20 protein-coding genes and 2 pseudogenes are annotated in these 20,497 nt (G+C 65.4%); 6 read left to right on the plus strand and 16 right to left on the minus strand.

All coding sequences use genetic code 11. The annotated features are described in order from the left end of the window. The first annotated feature begins 23 nt into the window (after positions 1-23). The 3 genes and pseudogenes from ACQ858_RS22760 (at position 24) to ACQ858_RS22770 (ending at position 3,887) form a co-directional block, all read left to right on the plus strand. Positions 24-2,225, plus strand: a complete 2,202-nt coding sequence (locus tag ACQ858_RS22760) for a CHASE2 domain-containing protein (protein ID WP_431274769.1) — start codon at positions 24-26, stop codon at positions 2,223-2,225. A gap of 99 nt (positions 2,226-2,324) precedes the next feature. Then, a pseudogene (locus ACQ858_RS22765) lies at positions 2,325-3,130 on the plus strand (3',5'-cyclic-nucleotide phosphodiesterase). Between the two features lie 205 nt (positions 3,131-3,335). Then, entirely contained in the window at positions 3,336-3,887 is a 552-nt protein-coding gene (locus tag ACQ858_RS22770) for a pilin (RefSeq protein ID WP_431274770.1), read from the plus strand. Between the two features lie 186 nt (positions 3,888-4,073). Here the strand turns inward: ACQ858_RS22770 and ACQ858_RS22775 are convergent, their stop codons facing one another. From ACQ858_RS22775 to moaC, 11 genes are all read right to left on the minus strand, one after another. Continuing rightward, positions 4,074-4,364 (minus strand): hypothetical protein, encoded by a 291-nt coding sequence (locus tag ACQ858_RS22775; protein WP_431274771.1) that lies wholly within the window; start codon positions 4,362-4,364, stop codon positions 4,074-4,076. Between the two features lie 284 nt (positions 4,365-4,648). Continuing rightward, positions 4,649-5,269 (minus strand): hypothetical protein, encoded by a 621-nt coding sequence (locus ACQ858_RS22780; RefSeq protein WP_431274772.1) that lies wholly within the window; start codon positions 5,267-5,269, stop codon positions 4,649-4,651. Between the two features lie 129 nt (positions 5,270-5,398). Beyond that, on the minus strand, positions 5,399-7,507 hold the full coding sequence (locus ACQ858_RS22785) for a pilus assembly protein (RefSeq protein WP_431276928.1): 2,109 nt from the start codon (positions 7,505-7,507) through the stop codon (positions 5,399-5,401). After that, positions 7,504-8,802 (minus strand): hypothetical protein, encoded by a 1,299-nt coding sequence (locus tag ACQ858_RS22790; RefSeq protein WP_431274773.1) that lies wholly within the window; start codon positions 8,800-8,802, stop codon positions 7,504-7,506. The genes ACQ858_RS22785 and ACQ858_RS22790 overlap by 4 nt, the downstream gene beginning before the upstream one ends. A 34-nt stretch (positions 8,803-8,836) precedes the next feature. Next, positions 8,837-9,283: a hypothetical protein gene (locus ACQ858_RS22795; RefSeq protein ID WP_431274774.1), complete on the minus strand. Its 447-nt coding sequence runs from the start codon at positions 9,281-9,283 to the stop codon at positions 8,837-8,839. A gap of 47 nt (positions 9,284-9,330) precedes the next feature. After that, entirely contained in the window at positions 9,331-9,969 is a 639-nt protein-coding gene (locus ACQ858_RS22800; RefSeq protein WP_431274775.1) for a pilus assembly PilX family protein, read from the minus strand. 92 nt (positions 9,970-10,061) lie between these two features. Then, positions 10,062-11,186 (minus strand): PilW family protein, encoded by a 1,125-nt coding sequence (locus ACQ858_RS22805; protein ID WP_431274776.1) that lies wholly within the window; start codon positions 11,184-11,186, stop codon positions 10,062-10,064. Between the two features lies 1 nt (position 11,187). Continuing rightward, on the minus strand, positions 11,188-11,562 hold the full coding sequence (locus ACQ858_RS22810) for a type IV pilus modification PilV family protein (protein WP_431274777.1): 375 nt from the start codon (positions 11,560-11,562) through the stop codon (positions 11,188-11,190). 87 nt (positions 11,563-11,649) lie between these two features. Then, the gene (locus ACQ858_RS22815) at positions 11,650-12,258 is read right to left on the minus strand and encodes a GspH/FimT family pseudopilin (RefSeq protein WP_431274778.1); all 609 of its coding nucleotides are present in this window, start codon (positions 12,256-12,258) and stop codon (positions 11,650-11,652) included. Between the two features lie 23 nt (positions 12,259-12,281). Further along, complete coding sequence (locus ACQ858_RS22820; protein ID WP_431274779.1) at positions 12,282-12,776, minus strand: type IV pilin protein; 495 nt, start codon at positions 12,774-12,776, stop codon at positions 12,282-12,284. A gap of 302 nt (positions 12,777-13,078) precedes the next feature. Beyond that, positions 13,079-13,558, minus strand: coding sequence for a cyclic pyranopterin monophosphate synthase MoaC (gene moaC, locus ACQ858_RS22825; RefSeq protein WP_431274780.1), 480 nt, complete (start codon positions 13,556-13,558; stop codon positions 13,079-13,081). 94 nt (positions 13,559-13,652) lie between these two features. On the opposite strand from moaC, the gene ACQ858_RS22830 reads away from it, so the two are divergent. After that, complete coding sequence (locus ACQ858_RS22830) at positions 13,653-15,200, plus strand: M48 family metalloprotease (RefSeq protein ID WP_431274781.1); 1,548 nt, start codon at positions 13,653-13,655, stop codon at positions 15,198-15,200. Between the two features lie 6 nt (positions 15,201-15,206). Here ACQ858_RS22830 and ACQ858_RS22835 read toward each other — a convergent pair whose 3' ends face one another. From ACQ858_RS22835 to ACQ858_RS22845, 3 genes are read right to left on the minus strand one after another with little or no spacing between them, the layout of a single operon-like run. Then, the gene (locus ACQ858_RS22835; RefSeq protein ID WP_431274782.1) at positions 15,207-15,560 is read right to left on the minus strand and encodes a phage holin family protein; all 354 of its coding nucleotides are present in this window, start codon (positions 15,558-15,560) and stop codon (positions 15,207-15,209) included. A 15-nt stretch (positions 15,561-15,575) separates the two neighbouring features. Then, the gene (locus ACQ858_RS22840; protein WP_431274783.1) at positions 15,576-16,040 is read right to left on the minus strand and encodes a hypothetical protein; all 465 of its coding nucleotides are present in this window, start codon (positions 16,038-16,040) and stop codon (positions 15,576-15,578) included. A 56-nt stretch (positions 16,041-16,096) separates the two neighbouring features. Next, positions 16,097-16,834 (minus strand): TerC family protein, encoded by a 738-nt coding sequence (locus ACQ858_RS22845; protein WP_431274784.1) that lies wholly within the window; start codon positions 16,832-16,834, stop codon positions 16,097-16,099. A gap of 413 nt (positions 16,835-17,247) precedes the next feature. On the opposite strand from ACQ858_RS22845, the gene ACQ858_RS22850 reads away from it, so the two are divergent. Further along, positions 17,248-17,718, plus strand: a complete 471-nt coding sequence (locus ACQ858_RS22850; RefSeq protein WP_431274785.1) for a DUF3717 domain-containing protein — start codon at positions 17,248-17,250, stop codon at positions 17,716-17,718. Positions 17,719-17,723: 5 nt separating this feature from the next. Then, a complete protein-coding gene (locus ACQ858_RS22855; RefSeq protein ID WP_431274786.1) occupies positions 17,724-18,020 on the plus strand; it encodes a DUF2007 domain-containing protein in 297 nt (98 codons plus the stop codon). Positions 18,021-18,293: 273 nt separating this feature from the next. Here ACQ858_RS22855 and ACQ858_RS22860 read toward each other — a convergent pair. Both ACQ858_RS22860 and purB read right to left on the minus strand, forming a co-directional pair. Beyond that, positions 18,294-18,842, minus strand: a pseudogene (locus ACQ858_RS22860) (YaeQ family protein); the annotation flags it as partial. Between the two features lie 163 nt (positions 18,843-19,005). Then, the gene (purB, locus tag ACQ858_RS22865; RefSeq protein ID WP_431274787.1) at positions 19,006-20,385 is read right to left on the minus strand and encodes an adenylosuccinate lyase; all 1,380 of its coding nucleotides are present in this window, start codon (positions 20,383-20,385) and stop codon (positions 19,006-19,008) included. Between the last annotated feature and the right edge of the window lie 112 nt (positions 20,386-20,497).

Genomic DNA, 20,497 nt, shown 5'->3' on the forward strand with positions numbered 1-20,497 from the left:
GCAAGTCGCGGGGGCTCGCCGCCATGACCGCGCTGCGCCGGCACTGGGCGCGGATCGCCATCACGCTGCTGCCCGTCGTCCTTGCCCTGGCGCATGCGGGCGGGTTGTGGCGATCGCCTTTCCTCGACGCGCTCGACTACTTCATCTACGACGCGCGCCTGCGCGCCACGATGCCGCGGACGCTCGATCCACGCATCGTCATCGTCGACATCGACGACGCGAGCCTGCAGCAAATGGGGCAATGGCCCTGGCGCCGCGACCAGCTGGCCCGGCTCACCACCGAACTGATCGATCGCCAGCAGGCGGACGTGCTCGGCTTCGACGTGCTCTTTGTCGAGCCGGATGCGTTCTCGGCGCAAGACGCCCTGCAGCGCCTGGAAGAGGGCCCCTTCGCCGGCCAACCCCAGGCCGTTGAGGCAATCAGGCGCTTCCGACCGCAGGTGGACCCGGACACCATCTTCGCGAATGCGCTTTCCGGTCGGCCGGTGGCGCTCGGCTACTACTTCACCCGGAGCAAGGAGCCGCGATCGAGGGGGCAGCTGCCGGCGCCCGTCCTGGCGCCGGACAGCTTTCCGGAAGGGCGCGAGTACGCGACGCAATGGAACGGATTCGTCGGAAGCATCCCGCAGCTGGCCCAGGGCGCTCCGGCGGCCGGCTTCCTCAACGTGCTGCTCGATGCCGACCAGGACGGGGTCGTCCGTTCGGTGCCGCTGATCGCGCGCTACACAGGGCAGGTCGCTCAGCCCGGCTACTACGAATCCCTGGCGCTGGCTGTCTTCCGCATGGCCACGGACTCGCGCGCGCTGGTGCCGGTCTTTGCGCCGGGCGGCGCGTCAGGCAGCGCTCCGCCGATGCAGTCGCTCGCGCTCGCCAATGACGCGGGGCAGGTGCGGGTTCCGCTGGACGGCTCGGCCAGCATCCTCGTCCCGTATCGCGGCCCGGGCGGCGCCGCGGGCGGTTCCTTCCGGCACATCCCCGCGGTCGACGTGATCCGCGGGGCGCTCGCGCCCGGCGAACTGAAAGGCAAGATCGTGCTGGTCGGGTCCAGCGCACCGGGACTGGAGGATCTTCGCTCCACGCCGGCCGGCGCCGCCTTTCCCGGGGTCGAAGTGCATGCCAACATCATTTCCGGCCTGCTCGATGGCCGGCTGTACGGCGTCCCCGACTACACGGTGGGCTACGAGTCGATCGTGCTGATCCTTGCGGGGCTCGTCCTGGCGTTCGGACTTTCTCTCGGCACGGCGCAGCGCGCGGTGGTGATTGCGATGCTCACCGTCGCGGCGGTGGTCGGGATCAATGCCTTGCTCTTCGTGCGCGCGAACCTCGTGCTGCCCCTGGGCGCCACGCTGGCCATGATCGCGGCGGCCTTCGTCCTCAACATGAGCTGGGGCTACCTGGTCGAGGCCCGTGCGAGCCGGCGGCTGGCCAACCTGTTCGGCACCTACGTGCCCCGCGAACTGGTCGCCGAAATGCAGGCGGACCCCACGCGCTACAGCATGCGCGCCCAGAGCAGGGAACTCACCGTGATGTTCTGCGACATGCGCGGATTCACGCGGATGGCGGAAAACATGGCGCCGGTCGATCTGCAGGACTTCCTGAACGTGATCTTCAGCCGCCTGACCGAGGTCATCAGTGCGCATCGGGGAACGGTCGACAAGTACATCGGCGATTGCGTCATGGCGTTCTGGGGGGCGCCTGTGGATACCCCGAACCATGCCGAGCTGGCCGTCCGGGCGGCCGTCGACATGGTCGCGGCGGTGCGGGAGCTGAATGAAATCCACCGCCGAACGGGCCGGCCGCAGATCAACGTCGGCATCGGGCTCAATTCGGGCGTCATGAGCGTCGGCGACATGGGCTCCGCCATTCGCCGCAGCTACACGGTGGTCGGCGACGCGGTCAATCTCGCGTCGCGGATCGAGGGACTCGGCGTGCACTACGGCGTCGAAATTGTCGCCACCGAAGCGACGCGGGCCCTTGCGCCATCGATCGTATGGCAGGAGCTCGATTGCGTCCGCGTCCAGGGCAAGCTGGAGGCGGTGCGGATCTTCACGCCCGTCGGCATGGCGGGCGAGGCGGGCGCTGTCGACCACGACGCGCTCGATCGCTGGAATCAGGTGCTTTCGGCCTACCGCGCGCAGGATTGGCGGCACGGCCAAGCTATGCTTGCGCCCCTGCTCGCCATGAATGCCAAAAAGTCCTTTACCGGCTCTATGAACAGCGATTAGCCTCATCGGCGTTGCAGCCAAAAGACCCAGATTGGGACGGTGCGACCCGATTCGAATCCAAATAGGCAGCCGACGGGCTGAAAGATCAAGGTCCAGCTCATGCAGGTTCGTGTATTGGGGTGCTCCGGCGCCATCGCCAAGGACTGCCGCACGACTTCCTTCCTGGTCGACAGCGACCTGCTGGTCGACGCTGGAACCGGCGTCGGCGACCTGACCCTCGACGAGATGGCCGGCATCGACGATGTGCTGCTCACGCATTCGCATCTCGACCACGTGGCGGCGCTGCCGCTGATGCTCGACGCCATCGTCAGCCGCCGCACGCGGCCGCTGCGCGTGCATGCGCTGCGCGCCACCATCGAGGCCTTGCGGGCCCATGTCTTCAACAACGTCATCTGGCCCGATTTCGGGAGCATTCCGAGCCGCGAGGCGCCGTTCGTGAGCTTTCATGACCTGGTGATCGGGCAGCAATTGCAGCTTGGCACCGGCGCGCTCAAGAACGTCGAAGTCCTGCCGGCGGTTCATACCGTGCCGGCCTGCGGTTTCGCGGTGCGCTCCGCGAAGGGGGAGCCCACTGGGTCTTCAGCGGCGATACGGAGCGCAACGCGCCCTTCTGGGACCGCGTGAACCAGCTCGACGTCGGCATGCTCGTGATCGAGACCGCGTTCAGCAACCGGGAGAAGGCGCTGGCGCAGCGCAGCCTGCATCTGTCGCCGTGCGCCCTGGCCGACGAACTGGCGCAGATCGCGCCGGGCAAGGACTTCCCGATCTACATCACCCACACCAAGCCCGCGGAAACCGCCGAGATCATGAGCCAGATCGAGGCACTGGCCAAAGGATCGTGTCCGGACGGCAAGACGGGGTGGGACATCCGGTGGCTGCAGGCCGCTGGCATGCTCGAACTTTGACGAGCTTTGGCAGCGGGGTGACAAAAATGTCAGACCGTGTTTGGCCGATGCAACAAGGTTTGTCACACGTTGTAACGAGAACGTGAACAAGTTCCCGCTTTTCGGGGCTTCAGACGACGGTGATGGGCATGGCATGGATGCTGCGGTTACTCCAGCGCACCGGGGGCTCTCCTCGGGCCCCTTGAAACCAACCTGGAGTAGTGAAATGAACCGTCGTTCCCTCGCTCGCCGCGCACAAGCCGGCTTCACCCTTATCGAATTGATGATCGTTGTGGCGATCATTGGTATCTTGGCTGCTGTGGCGCTGCCGGCATATCAGGACTACGTCGTGCGCTCGCGAATCACCGAAGGCCTGAACCTGGTCGAGCCTGCGAAAACGGCTCTCGCCACGGAGGGAACAACCACCACTACCGATCTCACCAACGTTGCCGCCACTTGGAATGCCCAAGCGAACAACACGGGTGCCAACTCCAAGTACGTCACCTCCATTCAGATGGACGGCACGACTGGCGTGATCACGGTTACCTATAATGCCTCGGCCGTTGGCCTGGGCGCTGCCGCCAACACGATCCTCTTGACCCCTTGGGTTCGCAAGGATGCTACGGGCGAGTCCCTCGCCGCGGCTCTCAAGGCCGGAGACACCGGCGCTATCGATTGGGCCTGCACGTCCGTTGGCACCGCCAGCGCAAAGGCCGCAGGTATTACCGCGACTGCGGGTACAGTGCTTGAGAAGTTCGCTCCTGCTGCCTGCCGATAATCACACCCCTCTCTCAAAAGAAGGCCGCCCTCGGGCGGCCTTCTTTTGTGCGCCCAGCATGGGCGCACTCTTGGAGGTGAAAGTCCTCCCGAGAGTTGATCACAGCGAACGAGGCGAAGGGCGGTTTGAGTTGCAGCGAGAAGTCGGCAGAGGCCGTATTTGCGTTGGCGGCCCGTAAGCTGCGTCTCACTTAGCCTTGGCCCTGAGCGCCTTTTCCAACGAACGGATCGCCTCATCGACCGGCTCGGTGCGCCGCTGCAGTTCCAAATTGATCACGGTCACCAGCGCACGCAGATCGCCGGGCTCGAAGCTGAACTCCTCGTAGTGCATCGCCCGGTGGACCGGCGAGAGCAGGCCTTCGAGGCACGCGTAGGCGCGATGCACTTCCTTGAGGTGGCAGAACTCGTCGGTGATCTGCAGGGCGGATGACGCCACCTTGCGCAGCGATTGCGCGGGCGAGCGAGAGGATTTAGCCATCAAAGGCCTCCAAAGGGTGCGGTTTGCAAAAACCGCCGCTGCCGAGACCAATCGGAGGCGGCGACTCGAACAGGTTGGTCTACCGGGCACCCCTTGCGAGAACCGGCGAGCCTTGCGGCTCCCCGTTCGAGCCGCCAAAAAATGGAGGCACGAGCGAAAAAGCCGCAGATGCTCTGCGGGAGAGACTGCGGCTTTCGTCGCAGGGATGCATTCGGGAGACCAATCCCGATCACATCTTCAAGATGTGACAGGGCAGTATAGCCAGCATCCGATGCGCAATGGCCTCACGGCCCCGCCAGCGGCGTGTCGTCAAACACCACCTCAACCCGCACTCGCGCCTTCACCGTTTGTCCGTCCATCTGGCCCGGCGAGAACCGCGTGGCCATGAATGCATCTCGCGCCGCCTGCTCGAATGCCGGAGGCAGATAGGGTGGCTCGGCGACGACTCGCCGCACTTGGCCCTGGTCGTCGATGAAGAGTGAAAGAACCCCGGTGAGGCGTCCTGTCGATGCTTCGCCGGCAGGTTCGCCGATGATGACCGGCGCAAGCGCGACCGGAGGTACCGACAGGAGTGGGCGCGGGACGTAGTCGTCGTCGCCCGATGTCGGGGTTTGCGGAATGGCCGGTGATTTTGCGGCCGCGTCGGTCGAACCCGTGCCGATCTCGCCGGGGGTCTTTGGCGCCGAATGCGAAGCCGATCCGGACAGGGCCTGTTTCCCGGTCGAGCGCGTCGCGTCGGGCGCCGATTCGCGGTCTTGTGGCCCCGGGGTACCGGCAACCGTGGCGGTCGTCATGGGCGCGTGATCGGGTTGCACGAGCCGAACCTGCACGCTGCCCGGCCCTTGGGCGACCTGAGTGCCGCGATGAGGCCTCGTCTCCGGTCCCGTCCGCAGGGTGAGCAGCATGGCGTGAAGCGCCACCGACAGCACGGCGCAAACGAAGAGCGGGTTTCGCAGGAGTCCGGATCGCGCCCGCACAGAGTCGCCGCAAAGCGTACCCCCGCGTACAACCCCGGCCGCCATCGCTGCAACCCGCTAGTTCGCGAGTTCGCGCCAGGACGTCCTGTGCGCGCTTCCTGAGCCGGCCGACGGCACGGTCGGCGGGATTTCAGGCGTGAGCCCGCCGTTGCTGTTCTGGTAGAGGATCCGCACATTGCCGTTGCTGTCCTTGACCCAGCTCATGCCGACCACCAGGGAGTTGCTGCTCCAGAGCATGCCGGCAGGATTGTTGGTCACCGGACCGCCATTGGCCACGTTGAGGTAGTAGCGCCAGCTGGAGCCGCCGGATGCGCAGGCATCGCCATTGGGAATCGCGGTGACGATCGCCAGGGTGTTGAACTGCAGGCCGAGGTTCGTGGCCACGCGTTCGCCTGAATTCGGGAAGTCGACCCACCAGCCGCCCTTGGCCGTCCAGTCCACCGTCTTGGTGGTCACCGAGACGGTCGTTCCGCTCACGGTGAAGGTCTGCTGGACGAAGCTGTTGCTGGCCCGCACATCGCCCCATCCGGTCGAGGTCAGCGGGTCCTTGACGGCATAGATGCTTTCCTGCGTCTTGTCGGTGATGTCGGACACCCCGAGGTAGCGACCCGTCGCCACCACGATCACCGGCTCGCCCTTGACCTGCACCGTCTCGGGCTTGGTCGTGATGGGTTGCGGCGTGGTCGAATTGATCTGGAACTTCGCGAGCTGCAACGCCGCCCTGTTGGGCTGCACGAGGTTGTCGGTGTCGAAACGCCACAGGTTGCCCAGCAGATCGCCGCCATAGAAGCGCTTGGCGGTGTTGTTGGACGGATCGTCGACCCAGACATTGATCTTTGCCGTGCCGCTCGGGCTGGCGCTGCTGCCGGCGCCGGTGGAAATGTCGAGCAGCTTGGCGCCGGTGTTGGCGTTCAGCACGTACAGGTGCCCCATGCCGTCGCCGCTCGTGTTGTTGTAGCCGGAGCCGAAGGCCACCACCCAGGTGCCGTCGGCACGCTTGGTCACGACCGGATTGCCGTAGGTGAGGCCCAGATTGGTGTCCGTGAACTCCCACAACACCGCGGGGTTGGCGGGATCCGTGATGTCGAGCGCGTAGTAGCCCTGGCCGCCTTCGTTGAGGCCGCCGACCAGGATCGTCTTCCAGGTGCCCCCGACCTGGATGTCTGCCATCACCGGCGCGCCATCGACGAAGTACTGGTGCTTCGATGCATAGCTCGCATCCGCCAGCTTGTAGAGATTCGGCATCACGGCACTCGGGATGAAGGCCCAGAGTTCCTTGCCGCCGTCGCCGGTGTCGGCGGAGAACGCGTGCAGCATGCCGTCGTTCGCGGCCACATACACGACGGGTTTGCGCGAAGACTGGTTCGACAGGAAGGTCGCGTAGCCGGCGTCGGCGTAGCTGAACGGCGGCTTGCCGACGTAGACCGGCGCGCCGTTGATGATGTCGCCGAGCACGTGCTCGCGCTGGCGGTAGAGCGCGGCGACCGAGCCGTTCGCCGATTCGTAGGTCCGGACGCCGCTCAGGTAGCTGACGAGGTTGGAGCCGGTGTTGGCCAGTGTCTTGTCGCTGGCCGACAGCCCCGCGCATTGGGAAGCCACGACGGACTGGGAGCAGAGGTTGTCGAAGTACGCTTTCTGCGCGGTGCTCAGGTTGCTGTACGAGAACGTCTGCAGCGTTCCCGAGCTGTTGAAGTAGATCTTGCGGGAGCCGACCGATGCGGTGTCGAGCAGGGCCTGTGCCGACCAGGTCGGCGTGGAGGCCACCGAGGCGTCCGCACCGTTGAGCGCGAAGGCCAGCAGGTCTCCGGTCCACGACCCCGTGGTGTAGCTGGCCTGGTAGACCTGGTTGTTGGTTCCCGCCACGAGTTGCAGGGAGCTGGTCGATGCCGCCGCCGCCGAGCCATTGGTTTTCTGGACGGTCGTGACCACGCCGTTGATGGCCTCGCTGAGGAGAGTCGCGTTGAGTGCCGAGTAGTACTGCCCGCGCCCGTTGACCGCGGCATGCCACAGATCGTCGATGTTCGTGGCATCCCCACTGGGGTTGGGCGTGGGCCAGTTGATGGCGCCGCTTTTGAGGTCCGCGAAGGCGCCCGATGTTTGTGTCAGATAGTTCTTGTCGTAGGGCAGGGTGCCGCTGGCGCCAAGGCCGATGGTGAAGGTGTTCATGTGCTGCCACGTGGCACTGTCGGAGCCGAGGGGGCGCACGATGTTGGCGCAGAGGTCCTGGCTGCTGCCTGAACTGCTCGACGTGCAGTTGCCGAGCACGCTGGTGCGAAGGGGCGTGTTGTAGTAGTACTCGGCGACATCGGCCAGCGTGTTCGGCGAGCCGCCCGAAGTCGATGCCGTTGAGACGATCGTTCCATTGTCGTAGCTACCCACGACAGGAGACGAGGTGTTGGTGGTTCCCGTGACCCAGGGCCCCCAACCCCCACGGCGCTCGAATACGTCGTTTGATTGTTGCCGGCCGTGGTCTGTGTCGTCACGACGGCGCTGCCGCTGTTCACCCACTTGCTGCTGCTGCCTGTCGGTGGGGCGCCCCCGTCGGGGCCCTGCACGACGGTAGATGTCGTGGCGGCGTTGATCCAGGAGGAATAGGTGACGGGGCTAGTGACGGGGCTGCCGTCTACACCGTCTGTCGTCACCACAGTGACAGTGTAGGACGCCGTACTCGATTGCGGCGTGACGTCAGTCCGGGATTGCGTCCTCTCCGTATAGACCTGCGTTTGCGTCGTGACGTTGTATTTCGGCTTCTTGGTGGTGCCGGTGTTCGTCGACGAAATCGTGGTCGCAGTTCGGGTAAAGGTCTGTGCACTCGAAAGGTTGACGGTGACGCTCTGTGTCGCCGGAGCCGTGTAGGTGGTGACCTTCGTCACGATGGAAACGGCGTCGTCTTTCATGGGACGAAGCTCCGTGCCGTCCTGCTGGCCGATCGCGGTCTTGCCGTCGAGCCGCACGCTGTTGTTGACGTTCCAGTAGCCGTCGGTGGACATCAGCGTGTAGTTGCGCTGGCAGGCGTATTGCACCGGGTCGCTGGATTGGCCCGAGATCATGTGGGCGAAGTAGCGACCGGCCGTGGACAGCGCGGTGGGCAGGGGCGTGTTTCCGCTCGGCGCGACGCCATACAGGCTGTTGTAGAACTTGACCTTCTGGGTCGCGTCGAAGTCCGAGACGTCCACGAAGTTGTTTTTGCCATCCTGGGCGGCCGAATCGTAGATGGTGCTGAAGCCGACGCGATAGTTCGAGTCCAGGGCGTTGATCGCGCGGCCCATGGCGGTTCGCATCAGCAGATAGCGCTTGCGGTAATACGAATACCAGTTCGCGTAGTTCTGCGCGTCGGCTGAGCTGCTGGTCATCGTGACCTTCGAGAACACGCCGCTGCCGGGTGCACTGCCGATGGCGCTGCTGCACTCCTTGTAGAAGTTGTTGCTGACGACCCCGCTGCTGGTGTAAGCCCACCCCATCTTCGGCTGACTGCCGCTGTAGCTGTAGTAGTAGCTATTGCCCAGGTTGGTTGTACTGTTGCCACCTGTGTAGCCGTCGGTCCAGGCGGCGGCGAAGCTTGCATTGGGATAGGGCGTGCCGTCCGACTTGAGGGGGGTTGTAGACCGAGGTCGGGTCGTAGGCCACGCCGTTGCACTGGGGCGACCAGTAGCCGTACCACGTGTCGTGAGGCACGTAATCCCATACTGCGTTCGAGTAGTAGCCCAGGTCATCGGGCATATAACTCCAGCTCATCGACCCCGAGGTGTCCATCACGAACAGCAGGTTGGGCTTGGCCTTGACGGTGGGCAGCGTGGCCAGGGGCTGGTTCGACAGGTCGGTCACGCCGGCGCCAGCCATGGGCGCGAACGAGGCGGCCAGCAGCGCGCACAGCACGGCGGTGAGGCGGAATGCGGGCTTGCCCGGCGCGTGGATGTCAGCGGCAGTCGGTTTGTTCTTCATGGTCAAGGTTCCTCTGCTGGCGCCGAACGGCGCTCCCTCGTCAGAAATCAGAAATGCACGATGGTCTCGGTGTAGCTCGCGGTGTTGCGCGCGCCGAGCACCCTCACGACCACGCGGTAGAACGGGCCGGTGCTGCTGGTGAAGCGCGCCGAGTCGGCGTAGTTCAGCTCGCCCTTCTTGGCAGCTGTGTTCCCGCTGGTCGCAATGGGCTGCACGCAGTTGATGGTCGTGTCGAGCGTGTAGTCGCCCGCCTTGCTGCAAAGGCGGAATACGACAAAGCGGGCGTTGTTGCCGTTGATCTGGCCGGCACTCGCGGACAGCACGCTGCACCCGTTGTAGCTGCCGCTGATTGCGGACTTGCAGCCATCGCCGTCCCAGTCCACCAATTGGCGATTGGCCGTGCCGGCCAGTTGCTGACCCGTGACGTCCACCGGAGGCTTGACCGTGACGCCGTCGGACGCAAGTTCCTGGTTGCTGGCGTAGTAGCCGCTCGCCGGAATGTCGGAATTGAGGGTGGAGTTGTTGACCGTAAGCCAGTTGATGGCGATCTGTGAGGCCTGGTCCGCCGTGACGGTGGCGTCCCGCTTGAAGCCGATGTTGCCCATGAGCAGCGTGCTGGTGTCGACGGAGCGCACGAGGGCCAGCGTGCCGATCAGCAGGACCACGAGCGTGATCAGCGCGAACATCAGCGCGACACCTTGCTGATCGCGCTGTGCCGGCGAGCGTCGGAGCCGTCGCGCGTCGAGGAGGGGGATGATGGCAGGCGCATGGCGGTCACTCAGTTGTTCCAGAGCACATTGCGCAGCGGCACGATGGTGTCGTAGACCTTGTAGCGGTAGTGCTGCCAGTCGGCGAGTTGGTTCACATTGAGCGAGATGCAGTTGCTCGCGCCGCAGGTGGTGGCGGCGTTGATCGTGGCGGTCGTGCCGACGTCCCACAGGGGCGCGCTGGTCGTCACGATGTCCTTCTCGTACTGGTTGCTTCGGGCCACGACGGCCACCCGGATCGCGAGCACCTGGAGCCAGCCTGCGTTGGTGGTCGGCGTGGTGTTGTCGTAGGTATCGACCACGCCGTCGCCGTCGGTGTCCTTGCCGTAGAGGGCCTGCAGGTTGACGATCTGCGGATACAACTCCTGCGCCGTCGACATGGAGCCGGTGGTGGACGAGAGCTCGGACACCTGGAGATTGTTGGAGCTGTCGACGGAATACTTCCTGTAGACCATCGAGCCCATGTTCACCAGGTAGCTGCCGTTGATGTAGCCGGACGTCGGGAAGAGGCTGTTCTGGTTCCACTTGCCGCCGGTGCCGTACACGTGCGGAATGTTCGTGCTGCTCAGCGTGGTCGCGGATGAGGACGTGTCGCTGGTGACGTTGAACAGCGTGCACCAGTTGTTCGCATCCTGCGTCTTCGGCACCGCGATCATCATGTTGCCGGCCGTCGCGCCCAGCGAGGAGCTGACCGTGAAGTGATTGTCGGTCTGCAGATGGACGCCGGTCAGAAGAAGCGGCACCGAAAAGCTCGTGGTGCGGCCTAGCAGAATCGTGATCGTGTCCGGCGCACCGTTAGCGCCGTCGTCGATGACGACGGGTGCCAGCGTGAGCGTCGAGGCAGCGCCGGTGGTGTCGTACTGGTACTTCACCGTGCAGCCCAGCGCATCCGGGCTCGAGGTCGCCCCGTAACCCGCCATCTCGATGTCGCGCTGGATCGTGAAGAGCGAAAGGGCGCCGTTCACCTGCGCATCGCTGCCCGAGGCGACCGTGCGCTTCTTGCCCTCGGCCAGCGCCATCACCTGCGTGATCAACAGCACGGTCAGCAGCCCGAGCACCAGGCCGACCATCAGCTCGACGAGGGTGAAGCCCCGGAGAGCCGACAGCGAGGAAGCGCGAGTTCTGGGGTTGCGCATCTCAGCTCCCCGCCTTCGCCACGGTGGTCTGTGTGACGTACTGGTGCGTGTCGCCGCTCGGCATCGTCCAGCTGACGGTGACCGACACGTTGCCCGTGGTCGCATCGACGGTCACGGCGCCGAGGCCGCCCGGCAGGCTGTTCGCCACCTTGGTCTGCCATTCCTTGCAGCGGGTCTGCGTGGCGCAGCCACTGCCGTTGTACGTGGTGTAGTTGGTCAGGTCGGACCACATGCGACCGATCAGTTCGCTCGCGAGATAGGCCGCGTCCGAGCGGACCTTGGACTCGGTCTGCGCGCGCGTCATCGAACTCTGGAGTCCGACCATTCCGAGCACACCGAGCATGAAGAGGAGCAGCGCCACGAGGACCTCGATCATCGCCACGCCACGGACCTTCCTGGATCCTGCGAGCGCCAATCGCTTCCCAGGGCACTCAACATTGATTGCCTGCATGGTGTCCTCGCCTCACGGGCACTTGCGCGGATCGCCGGCCGCAACACTCGGGTCGGGGTCGCACATCTGGACCTGGCCCGCCGCAGTGATGGCAATGCGCAGCGCCCGGTAGTTGGTGGTCGCGCCTGTCCCGGTCACGTCGATCTTCGCGATCGGTGTGTTGGTGGTTGCGTCGATGCGGCCGAACCCGTTGAAGGTGACCGCGGTGCCGGCGGTCGTGCCGTCGGTCTGCACGGCCTTGACGGAGACCCGGCCACCCGCGTCACCGACAGCGCGACCCGTCACGATCATCGGCGAGGAGACGGTCGACGGCTGGTCGGCGCAATGCCCAACGGGCGAATTGACACTCACCACCCAGGAAGCGCTGGTGTTCGACAAGGCGCAGTCGTTGCTCAGCGTCGATGGATCATTGAGGCTCACCAGCCAGAACGACACGCTCTGGTTGCGCCGCACGGCCTCGCCGCGGGCCAGCTGGAGGCCGTTCTGCAGGGATGCCGCAACGTTCCGGACTCGGGTGTTGTCGAGCCAGGTGCCGACGCTCGGCAAGACGGCGAACATGATCAGCCCCAGCACGGCGATCGCGACAACGAGTTCGACGAGGGTGAAGCCGCGTTGACGCATGGTGGGTGACCCGCTTCGTTGACTCAGCACGAGGTGCTCGAGGTCAGCCAGCACGCCGCGGTCACCGCGGCGCCTTTGAACTGGGTGGTCGTCCGGTTGCCGTTCTGGTCGATCGTGTACACATGGCCGGTGGCCTGGCCGCCACTGCCGGTTGCAGTGATCGTGTAGCTCTGTTGCGTGGCGTCGCCTGCGGTGGTGTTTGTCGCGCAGGTGTACGTGAAGTACTTGAGTGAAGTCGGGAACGTGTTCCAGTTGTTGGCCGTGGGGTTGTTGGCGCAAGCCGCGGCCGATCCGTAGTTCCGGTTGTCCTGGTAGTACTGCTCCATCTTGGTCCGGTAGTCGGACAGTGCATTGAAGGCCTCCGGAATCTGGCCCCGGCGGATGTAGTCCCTGTACGAAGGAATCGCCACTGCCGCCAGGATCGCGACGATGGCGACCGTGATCATCACTTCGATCAACGTGAAGCCGCGGGCGACAAGGCCTCCGGCGAAGGAGCGTGAACAGAGCTGTTTTTTCACTGTGCGGGGCTTTCGGCTCGCAGGGCGACCTGCAAAATCAGATGTTTCTGATTGTGTTGCCCTCTTCTTGGAGCACTAGAGCCGCTGATCAGCGGCGAACCACCGTCTGTCTTTTCTGGGCGGCCATAGGTCAAATTCCGCACGCTTGCGCGAATTGTCTGAATGCGAGGCGAAATGTGACCAGCAAGCCCAACGAATTGGTTTGCCGATTCCGGGTGCGGCAACGAAATGCGGTACTTCTGCCTCGCCGGGACGGCTTTACCCCGGTGAGCGAGCTCTTGCGTTGAAGGTGGCAGCGCGCTTCAGCCCGCCACGTAGCTCCCCGACTTCCCGCCGTGCTTCTCCAGCACGCGAACGTCGGTGATCGTCATCCCCCGGTCGACCGCCTTGCACATGTCGTAGACGGTCAAGAGCGCCACCTGGACCGCGGTCAGCGCCTCCATCTCGACCCCGGTTGGCCCGACCGTTTCGACCGTCGCGGTGCAACTGACCTGTGGCACCGGGCTGTCCGTGAGCGTGAAATCGAGCGCGACACGCGTCAGCGCCAGCGGGTGGCATAGCGGAATCAGGTCGCTGGTCTTCTTGGCCGCCTGGATACCCGCGATCCGGGCGACGCCGAGTACGTCGCCTTTCTTCGCCGTGCCGGATTCGATCAGCGCCAGCGTCGAGGCCTGCATCTCGATGCGGCCGGAGGCCACCGCCACGCGGTGGGTGGCCGGCTTGGCAGCCACGTCGACCATGTGGGCCCGGCCCTGGGCATCGAAATGGGTGAGAGAGCTCATTTGTGAACGTTCCGCTGACTGGCGCATCATACGAGGCCGAGACGATGACGACGAACGCCGCGCTTTGATGACTTCATCCTCTGATTCCCCCACCATGCCGCCGTCTGCTGCCCGCCGCCGCCCGCTGCGTGCCTTGTGCGCCGCCCTCGTGATCGCTGCGCAGCTGGCCTTCCCGGTCCCGGCCGCCGCCCAGTTGCCCAGCATGGGCGACGGCGAAATGACCGCCGCGGCCGAGCGGCATCTCGGCGACCAGATCGCCCGCGAGCTCTACCGCGATACGGACTACATCGACGATCCCGTGCTGCTCGAGTACGTGAACGACATCTGGCAGAAGCTGCTGGCCGCGGCACGGACGCGCGGCGAGCTCACGCCCGAACTGGACGAGCGCTTCGCCTGGACCATCCTTCTCGGCCGCGATCGCAACATCAACGCCTTTGCGCTGCCCGGCGGTTATCTGGGCGTCAACCTGGGGCTGATCGCGGTGGTCGGCAGCCGTGACGAGCTCGCCACGGTGCTCGGACACGAAATGTCGCACGTCACGCAGCGGCATATCGCGCGCATGATGACTTCGCAGAACAAGCAGCTGCCGCTGATGCTCGCGGGCATGATCCTCGGCGTGATCGCGGCGAGCAAGAGCCGCAATGCCGATGCGGGCCAGGCGGTGATGATGGGAAGCCAGGCGGCATTCATGCAGAACCAGCTGAGCTTCTCGCGCGACATGGAGCGCGAGGCCGACCGGATCGGCTTCGGCGTCATGACGCAGGCGGGCTATGCGCCGCAGGGTGCGGCTTCGATGTTCGAGAAGCTCCAGTACGCATCGCGTCTCAACGACAACGGCTCGTATCCCTACCTGCGCAGCCACCCGCTGACCGGCGAGCGGATCGCGGACATGCAGGCGCGCTTCCAAATGCAGCCCGGAGCGAAGACGCCCGTGCCGCTGCTCATGGACCACGCGATGATCGCTGCCCGTGCGCGCGTCCTGACCCGTCCCGGCGTCGATGTGCTGCGCCAGTGGGTCGATGCGCCCTCCGCCGGCGAGTTCGCCCGGAGTTCGCCCGCGCAACAGGCCGGCACCCTCTATGCCGCGGCGCTGTCAGCGAGCGAGCTGCGTGATTTCAAGGCGGCCCGCGCCCTGCTGCAGCAGCTTCAGACGCGCACCTCGGCCGATCCTTCGGCCGCACGGTTGGCGCGATTGCTCTCGGCGGAGATCGAGCTGGCGGCAGGCGCTGCGCCCGCCGCGGCGGCGCTGCTCAATCCCAAGGCCAAGGATCGGCCTGAAATGCTGCTCGCCGCGCAGGCCGCCGCGGCGACGCGCAATCCGGCGCCGATGATCCAGCCTCTGCGCGACTGGGTCGCGACGCATCCTCGGGATGCGACCGCTTGGCGGACGCTGTCCAGCCTGTACGGCGCACAGAACGACACCGTCCGCGCGATCCGCGCCGACGCCGAAGCCAACGTCGCGACCCTGGACTACCCGGCGGCGAGAGACCGCCTGAAGGCGGCGCAGGATCTGATTCGCGCCAACGCAAAAACGCCGGGCGCCACCGTGGACAACTTCGAAGCCTCGATCATCGATACACGCGCGCGCGCGGTGGAGGCGCTTGTGAAGGAGCAGGCCGCGGAGATGCGCGAGAACAGGTAGCGGCGGTCAGCGTTCGGTGAACAGGCCCCCCAGCGCCGATTCGATGATCAAGCCCAGGATCGAATAGAGCAGCGATCCGATCAGCGCGGCGACGAAGCCGTCGACGTGCAAGCCCGGCAGCAAGCCCGAAGCCGCCCAGAAGAGCAGCGCGTTGATCACGAACAGGAACAGCCCCAGCGTGACGATGGTGACCGGGAGGGTCAGCACTACCAGCACCGGGCGCACGAACATGTTCAGAAAGCCGATCACCGCGGCGGCGAGAAGCGCCGAGGTGTAGGTCGTGACCTGGACGCCGCTGTAGACATAGGCGACGGCCAGGAGCGCCAGCGCGCTCAGAAGCCATTTGATGAGAAGACGCATTCGGACAGCGTACCTTCAATCGGACATCTCGCCGGCCAGCATCAGCAGCGCGCCCATGCCGAGCAGCGCGCCCGGCAGCGCCCAGCTCGACTGCCCGGGTGGGGCCGGGTCCGGCGCCACCGGCTCGAGGTCGACGCCCACCTTCGGGCGGCGCGCATCGACCACGCGGGCTGTACCGTGCTCGAGCTTCAGTCGCTTGGTCAGCTCCGTCAGCGGTCCCTTGGCCAGGATCGGCGTGACCTGGCTGCCCTGCTGCTGCAGCAAGGGCAGGAGCTGCTCCTGGACCTTCGCGAACCACTTGCCGCGCCAGTTCTCGCGCGCGCTGTGGCTGACCCACTTGCTGATGCGGTGCGTCATGCGTGGCGCGCAGGCCACGAGCACCCAGTGGCAAACGCCGACATCGGCCTCCGAGGCGGCCATCCGCTCGAGAAACTCGCGCGCATGGCCGGGGTCGTCGACGTAAAGAATGATCTTTTCCATGAGTGCTCCTTCTTTCGTTGGTTGGATTGGCAGCGACATTGGATTCAGAGAGCGGATCAGGCGGTGAGGGTCTCGCCCGGCTTGGCCTGGCGGGCGGCCAGCCACTTGCCGATCGCGAGCACCAGCAGCGCGCCGATGACACCGGCGGCATAGCGGACCACGTCGCCTTGCGGCAGCTTCGGCACCCAGGTCCAGTCGGCGGGGCTGGCGATGGCGGGGTCCGACACGGCCATCGTGCCGGCGATCCAGCCCAGCAGCATGCCGCCGAGCGTGATGATGAACGGGAAGCGGTCCATCAGCTTGATGACCAGCTGGCTGCCCCAGACGATGATCGGGATGCTCACGAGCAGGCCGAAGATCACCAGCGCCATCTGGTGCCCCTCGCCGGCGCCTTGCGCAGCGCCGGCGATCGCGATCACGTTGTCCACGCTCATCACGAGGTCGGCCACGATCACCGTCTTGACCGCTGCCCAGAGCTTGTCGCTCGCGGCGATGTCGCCGTGGGCATCGTCATGTTCAGGCACGAGGAGCTTGACGCCGATCCACACGAGCAGCAGCGCGCCCGCGAGCTTCAGGAACGGGATCGCCAGCAGGGTGAGTGCGAAGAAGATCAGGACGACGCGCAGCACAATCGCGCCCGCGGTGCCCCAGAGAATGCCCTTCGTGCGCTGCGCCGGCGGTAGCTTGCGACAGGCCAGCGCAATCACGACGGCGTTGTCGCCACCGAGCAGGATGTCGATCATGATGATCTGGCCGACTGCGACCCAAAACTCGGGGGTCAGAAACTGTTCCATAAAGTCCTCTGTTCGTTTCGATTCCTTCCATGCAGGTCGGATGAAGCGCTCGGATGAGGACCATGGTCCTCGTGGAACATGCAATCGCTTCGATCAAACCTGCACAGGTTCAGATCGAAGGTCTTGCTCGACAGCGTGGGGCTGCCCGACAGGCCGGAAGTGTTGTGCTTCGTATTGACGACCTGGCGAAACCCGCTGCTCGATGAAGCGGGTGGGAGCTACTCCCCTTCGTGGGCGGAATTAGAGCATCCAGGCCGCATCGTGGCAACCCGACTTGCCGGGAGATTCAAGGGAAAGGCGCCGGAAAGCGTTGCCGTGCAAAGGTTTGATGCTATTTATTCGATAGCGATCAAATCCGTTGCAGGTCGCGGGAAATTGCCGGACTATGATCGCCGCCTTGCATTTTTCGACCTATGGCCGCCATTCACATCACCGACATCGAGGCCGCCATCAACTACTGGCGCGACCGGAAGCCTTCGCCGGACGGCATCACCCTGGCACCCGAGTTGCGGGCGCTCGCGGAGGTCTATGCGCTGATGGTCTTCCACCATGAAGACGAGGTCGACGAAGTCGGCTTTCCGGCCAAGGCTTGGGACGCCTGGCTCACCTGGTACCAGACCACGCCGGACACGCCCTGCATCGCGATCTGCTCCACCAGCCAGGGCGACGATGAATGCAAGGGCTGCGGACGGACCTTCGACGAAGTCCAGCATTGGCCCGCGATGACGCCGGCGGAGAAGCGCTCGACGTGGCGCCGCATCACGATGCAGGACTCGGCCCGGCGCTTCAACCGGTATGCGGAGCGCGCCCGTGAAGCCGAACACGTCCGGCCCGAAGGCGAGGCCGTCGAGCCGGCCCCCGAAGGCTCCGCAAGCGGAGGCTGACCCCCATGCGCCGCATCGCGCAAGCGCCCAACCTTGCCATCGCGACGCTGTGGGTGCATGCGCTGCGCGAAGGCGGCGTCGAGGCTTCAGTGCAGCGCGAATATCTGGGCGCTGCGGCGGGCCAGCTGCCGCCCGACCAATGCCTGCCGGAAGTCTGGATCGAGGACGACGCGCAGCGCGAGCTCGCCGAGCGCCTGCTCGACGAACTGCGGCACCGGCCCCAGCGGCGCTGGCAGTGCCGATGCGGCGAACTCGTCGAAGGCGGTTTCGAGCAGTGCTGGCGCTGCGGCGCGATGATGTAGCTCGCCCCCAGCCTCGCCCACTTCGTGTGGCTCTGCACCCCCTCTCCGGGGGCAACACCAGCGGCCCGGCGAAGCCGGTTCCGCGGTGTTTCACGAACGGGCCTGGCTGCGCCGGCCGACACCCCATTCCCCGCGACATCTTTAGCGCGCCGGCTGCGCGTAGCGCGCCGCGTTCGCGGGCTGCCGTGGAACCGGCTTTGCCGGGCCACCGGCAGCGCCCCCGGTCGGGGGTGGGCGGCTACGCGGAGCGAGCAAGCCTGGGGGGAGCAACAGTACCGGCTCGATGTCGACGTGGTGCGTGCCGTCGCCGAGCATCAGCACGCCTTCCTGGATCGTGGCCTGCAACTGCATCGAGCGCTGGGCGAGCGTCGCGAGCGATTGCGATGCGGCGGTCGGGATGCGGAACACCGACAGGTTCTGCGGCCGCGTCAGCTTGCCCTCGATGCCGCGCCACCAGATCTCGGCCGCGTGGTTGAAGGCGTAGACGATGACTTCTTCGGACTTGCCGCAGGCTTTCACGATCGGCTTGTCTTCGGGCTGCCCGACCTCGATCCAGAGCCTGGTCTGGCCGGTGAAGTCGCGCAGCCAGACATCGGGCTCGTCCGGATTCGACAACCCGGCGCCGAAAGCCAACGTGCCGTCGCCGTTGCAGATGTCCTGCAGTTTGTGCGCGTTGAGCGCCAGCGCGGCAAGACGGATCATCATCCGCTCGTCGGTCTCGCTCGGATGCCGGGCCAAGGTCAGCGCGTGATCGGCGTAATAGCCGTGATCGATGTCGGCGACAGCGAGGTTGGCCTTGAAGATGGTCGACTTGAGCGCCATCAGATTCGCCGCCGGGCCGCCCCAAGGCGGATCAGCCCCCTCGGGGGGCAGCGACGACACGAAGTGCCGAGCGTGGGGGCCTCTATTCGCCGCCGGGCCGCCCCAAGGCGGGTCAGCCCCCTCGGGGGGCAGCGACGACACGAAGTGCCGAGCGTGGGGGCCCTCATGCCCGCCGGGCCAGTTCGGCGGCCTTGCCGATGTAGCTGGCGGGGGTCATCGCGAGCAGGCGCTCCTTCTCGGCTTCCGGGATCTCCAGAGAGCGGATGAGCCCGTGCAGCGCTTCAGCCGTCACCGTCTTGCCGCGCGTGACTTCCTTGAGCTGCTCGTACGCACCCTGCACGCCGAAGCGGCGCATCACGGTCTGGATGGGCTCGGCGAGCACCTCCCATGATGCGTCGAGGTCCGCCGCCAGGGCTTCCTCGTTGAGCTCGAGCTTGCCAAGGCCGATCGCGAGGCTCGCATAGGCCAGCGTTGCGTAGCCGAGCGCCACGCCGATGTTGCGCAGCACGGTGCTATCAGTCAGGTCGCGTTGCCAGCGGCTGATCGGCAGCTTCTCGCTCAGGTGGCGCAGGAGCGCGTTCGCCGGGCCCAGGTTGCCTTCCGCGTTCTCGAAGTCGATCGGGTTGACCTTGTGCGGCATCGTCGACGAGCCGATCTCGCCCTTCTTCAGGCGCTGCTTGAAATAGCCGAGGCTGACGTAGCCCCAGATGTCGCGCGAGAAGTCGACGAGGATCGTGTTGAGGCGCGCAACGGCATCGAACAACTCGGCCATGTAGTCGTGCGGCTCGATCTGGATGCTGTAGGGCTGGAAGGTCAGGCCCAGGCCCAGGGGAGCGGGCGTCTCGACCACCTTGCGGCTGAAGGCTTCCCAGTCGAAATCGGGCCAGGCCGCCATGTGCGCGTTGTAGTTGCCGACCGCGCCGTTCATCTTGCCCAGCAATTTCACTGCCGCGATCTGCTCGCGCGCCTTCGAGAGGCGCACGGCAACGTTGGCGATTTCCTTGCCGACGGTGGTCGGGCTGGCGGTCTGCCCGTGCGTGCGCGAGAGCATCGACACGTCGGCGAACTTGATCGCCATCTCGCGCAGCGTCGTGATGATGCCGTCGATCGCCGGCAGCACGACCTTCTCGCGCGCCGCCTGGATCTGCAGGGCGTGGCTGGTGTTGTTGATGTCTTCGCTCGTGCAGGCGAAGTGCACGAATTCGGAGGCGGCGAGCAGTTCGGGGCGGGCCTCGAACCTGGACTTGATCCAGTACTCGACGGCTTTCACATCGTGGTTGGTGGTCTTTTCGATCTGCTTGATGGCGATCGCATCGGCTTCCGAGAAGTTGGAAACCAGCCCGAGCAGGTACTTGCGGGCGCCACCCGTGAGGGGCTTGAACTCGGCGAAACCGCAGTCGGAAAGGGCGATGAACCAGGCCACTTCCACCTGCACGCGCCGGTGCATGTAGCCCTGTTCGCTCATCAGTGGACGCAGGGTCGCCAGCTTGGCCGCATAACGGCCGTCGAGCGGGGAAAGGGCGGAGACGGTGGAGAAACTCATGCGCGAATTTTAGGTCGTGCCCTTTTTCCGGCAATTTCAGTCGGCCGCAGCGCCCCCGAAGAAGGCCATGGCGAGGCGGATTCGCACGGGCCCCGTTCTCATAGAATCAAAG

It is taken from the genome of Variovorax ureilyticus (assembly GCF_050632185.1).
Classification (GTDB): domain Bacteria; phylum Pseudomonadota; class Gammaproteobacteria; order Burkholderiales; family Burkholderiaceae_C; genus Variovorax; species Variovorax ureilyticus_A.

What these genes read in the sequence shown, in the direction of transcription:
- ACQ858_RS22760 (WP_431274769.1), top strand. Translation starts at nt 24, where the DNA reads ATGACCGCGCTGCGCCGGCACTGGGCGCGGATCGCCATCACGCTGCTG.
- ACQ858_RS22770 (WP_431274770.1), top strand. Translation starts at nt 3,336, where the DNA reads ATGAACCGTCGTTCCCTCGCTCGCCGCGCACAAGCCGGCTTCACCCTT.
- ACQ858_RS22775 (WP_431274771.1), bottom strand. Translation starts at nt 4,364, where the DNA reads ATGGCTAAATCCTCTCGCTCGCCCGCGCAATCGCTGCGCAAGGTGGCG.
- ACQ858_RS22780 (WP_431274772.1), bottom strand. Translation starts at nt 5,269, where the DNA reads ATGCTGCTCACCCTGCGGACGGGACCGGAGACGAGGCCTCATCGCGGC.
- ACQ858_RS22785 (WP_431276928.1), bottom strand. Translation starts at nt 7,507, where the DNA reads ATGAACACCTTCACCATCGGCCTTGGCGCCAGCGGCACCCTGCCCTAC.
- ACQ858_RS22790 (WP_431274773.1), bottom strand. Translation starts at nt 8,802, where the DNA reads ATGGGGTGGGCTTACACCAGCAGCGGGGTCGTCAGCAACAACTTCTAC.
- ACQ858_RS22795 (WP_431274774.1), bottom strand. Translation starts at nt 9,283, where the DNA reads ATGAAGAACAAACCGACTGCCGCTGACATCCACGCGCCGGGCAAGCCC.
- ACQ858_RS22800 (WP_431274775.1), bottom strand. Translation starts at nt 9,969, where the DNA reads ATGTTCGCGCTGATCACGCTCGTGGTCCTGCTGATCGGCACGCTGGCC.
- ACQ858_RS22805 (WP_431274776.1), bottom strand. Translation starts at nt 11,186, where the DNA reads ATGCGCAACCCCAGAACTCGCGCTTCCTCGCTGTCGGCTCTCCGGGGC.
- ACQ858_RS22810 (WP_431274777.1), bottom strand. Translation starts at nt 11,562, where the DNA reads ATGATCGAGGTCCTCGTGGCGCTGCTCCTCTTCATGCTCGGTGTGCTC.
- ACQ858_RS22815 (WP_431274778.1), bottom strand. Translation starts at nt 12,258, where the DNA reads ATGCGTCAACGCGGCTTCACCCTCGTCGAACTCGTTGTCGCGATCGCC.
- moaC (WP_431274780.1), bottom strand. Translation starts at nt 13,558, where the DNA reads ATGAGCTCTCTCACCCATTTCGATGCCCAGGGCCGGGCCCACATGGTC.
- ACQ858_RS22830 (WP_431274781.1), top strand. Translation starts at nt 13,653, where the DNA reads ATGCCGCCGTCTGCTGCCCGCCGCCGCCCGCTGCGTGCCTTGTGCGCC.
- ACQ858_RS22835 (WP_431274782.1), bottom strand. Translation starts at nt 15,560, where the DNA reads ATGCGTCTTCTCATCAAATGGCTTCTGAGCGCGCTGGCGCTCCTGGCC.
- ACQ858_RS22840 (WP_431274783.1), bottom strand. Translation starts at nt 16,040, where the DNA reads ATGGAAAAGATCATTCTTTACGTCGACGACCCCGGCCATGCGCGCGAG.
- ACQ858_RS22845 (WP_431274784.1), bottom strand. Translation starts at nt 16,834, where the DNA reads ATGGAACAGTTTCTGACCCCCGAGTTTTGGGTCGCAGTCGGCCAGATC.
- ACQ858_RS22850 (WP_431274785.1), top strand. Translation starts at nt 17,248, where the DNA reads ATGGCCGCCATTCACATCACCGACATCGAGGCCGCCATCAACTACTGG.
- ACQ858_RS22855 (WP_431274786.1), top strand. Translation starts at nt 17,724, where the DNA reads ATGCGCCGCATCGCGCAAGCGCCCAACCTTGCCATCGCGACGCTGTGG.
- purB (WP_431274787.1), bottom strand. Translation starts at nt 20,385, where the DNA reads ATGAGTTTCTCCACCGTCTCCGCCCTTTCCCCGCTCGACGGCCGTTAT.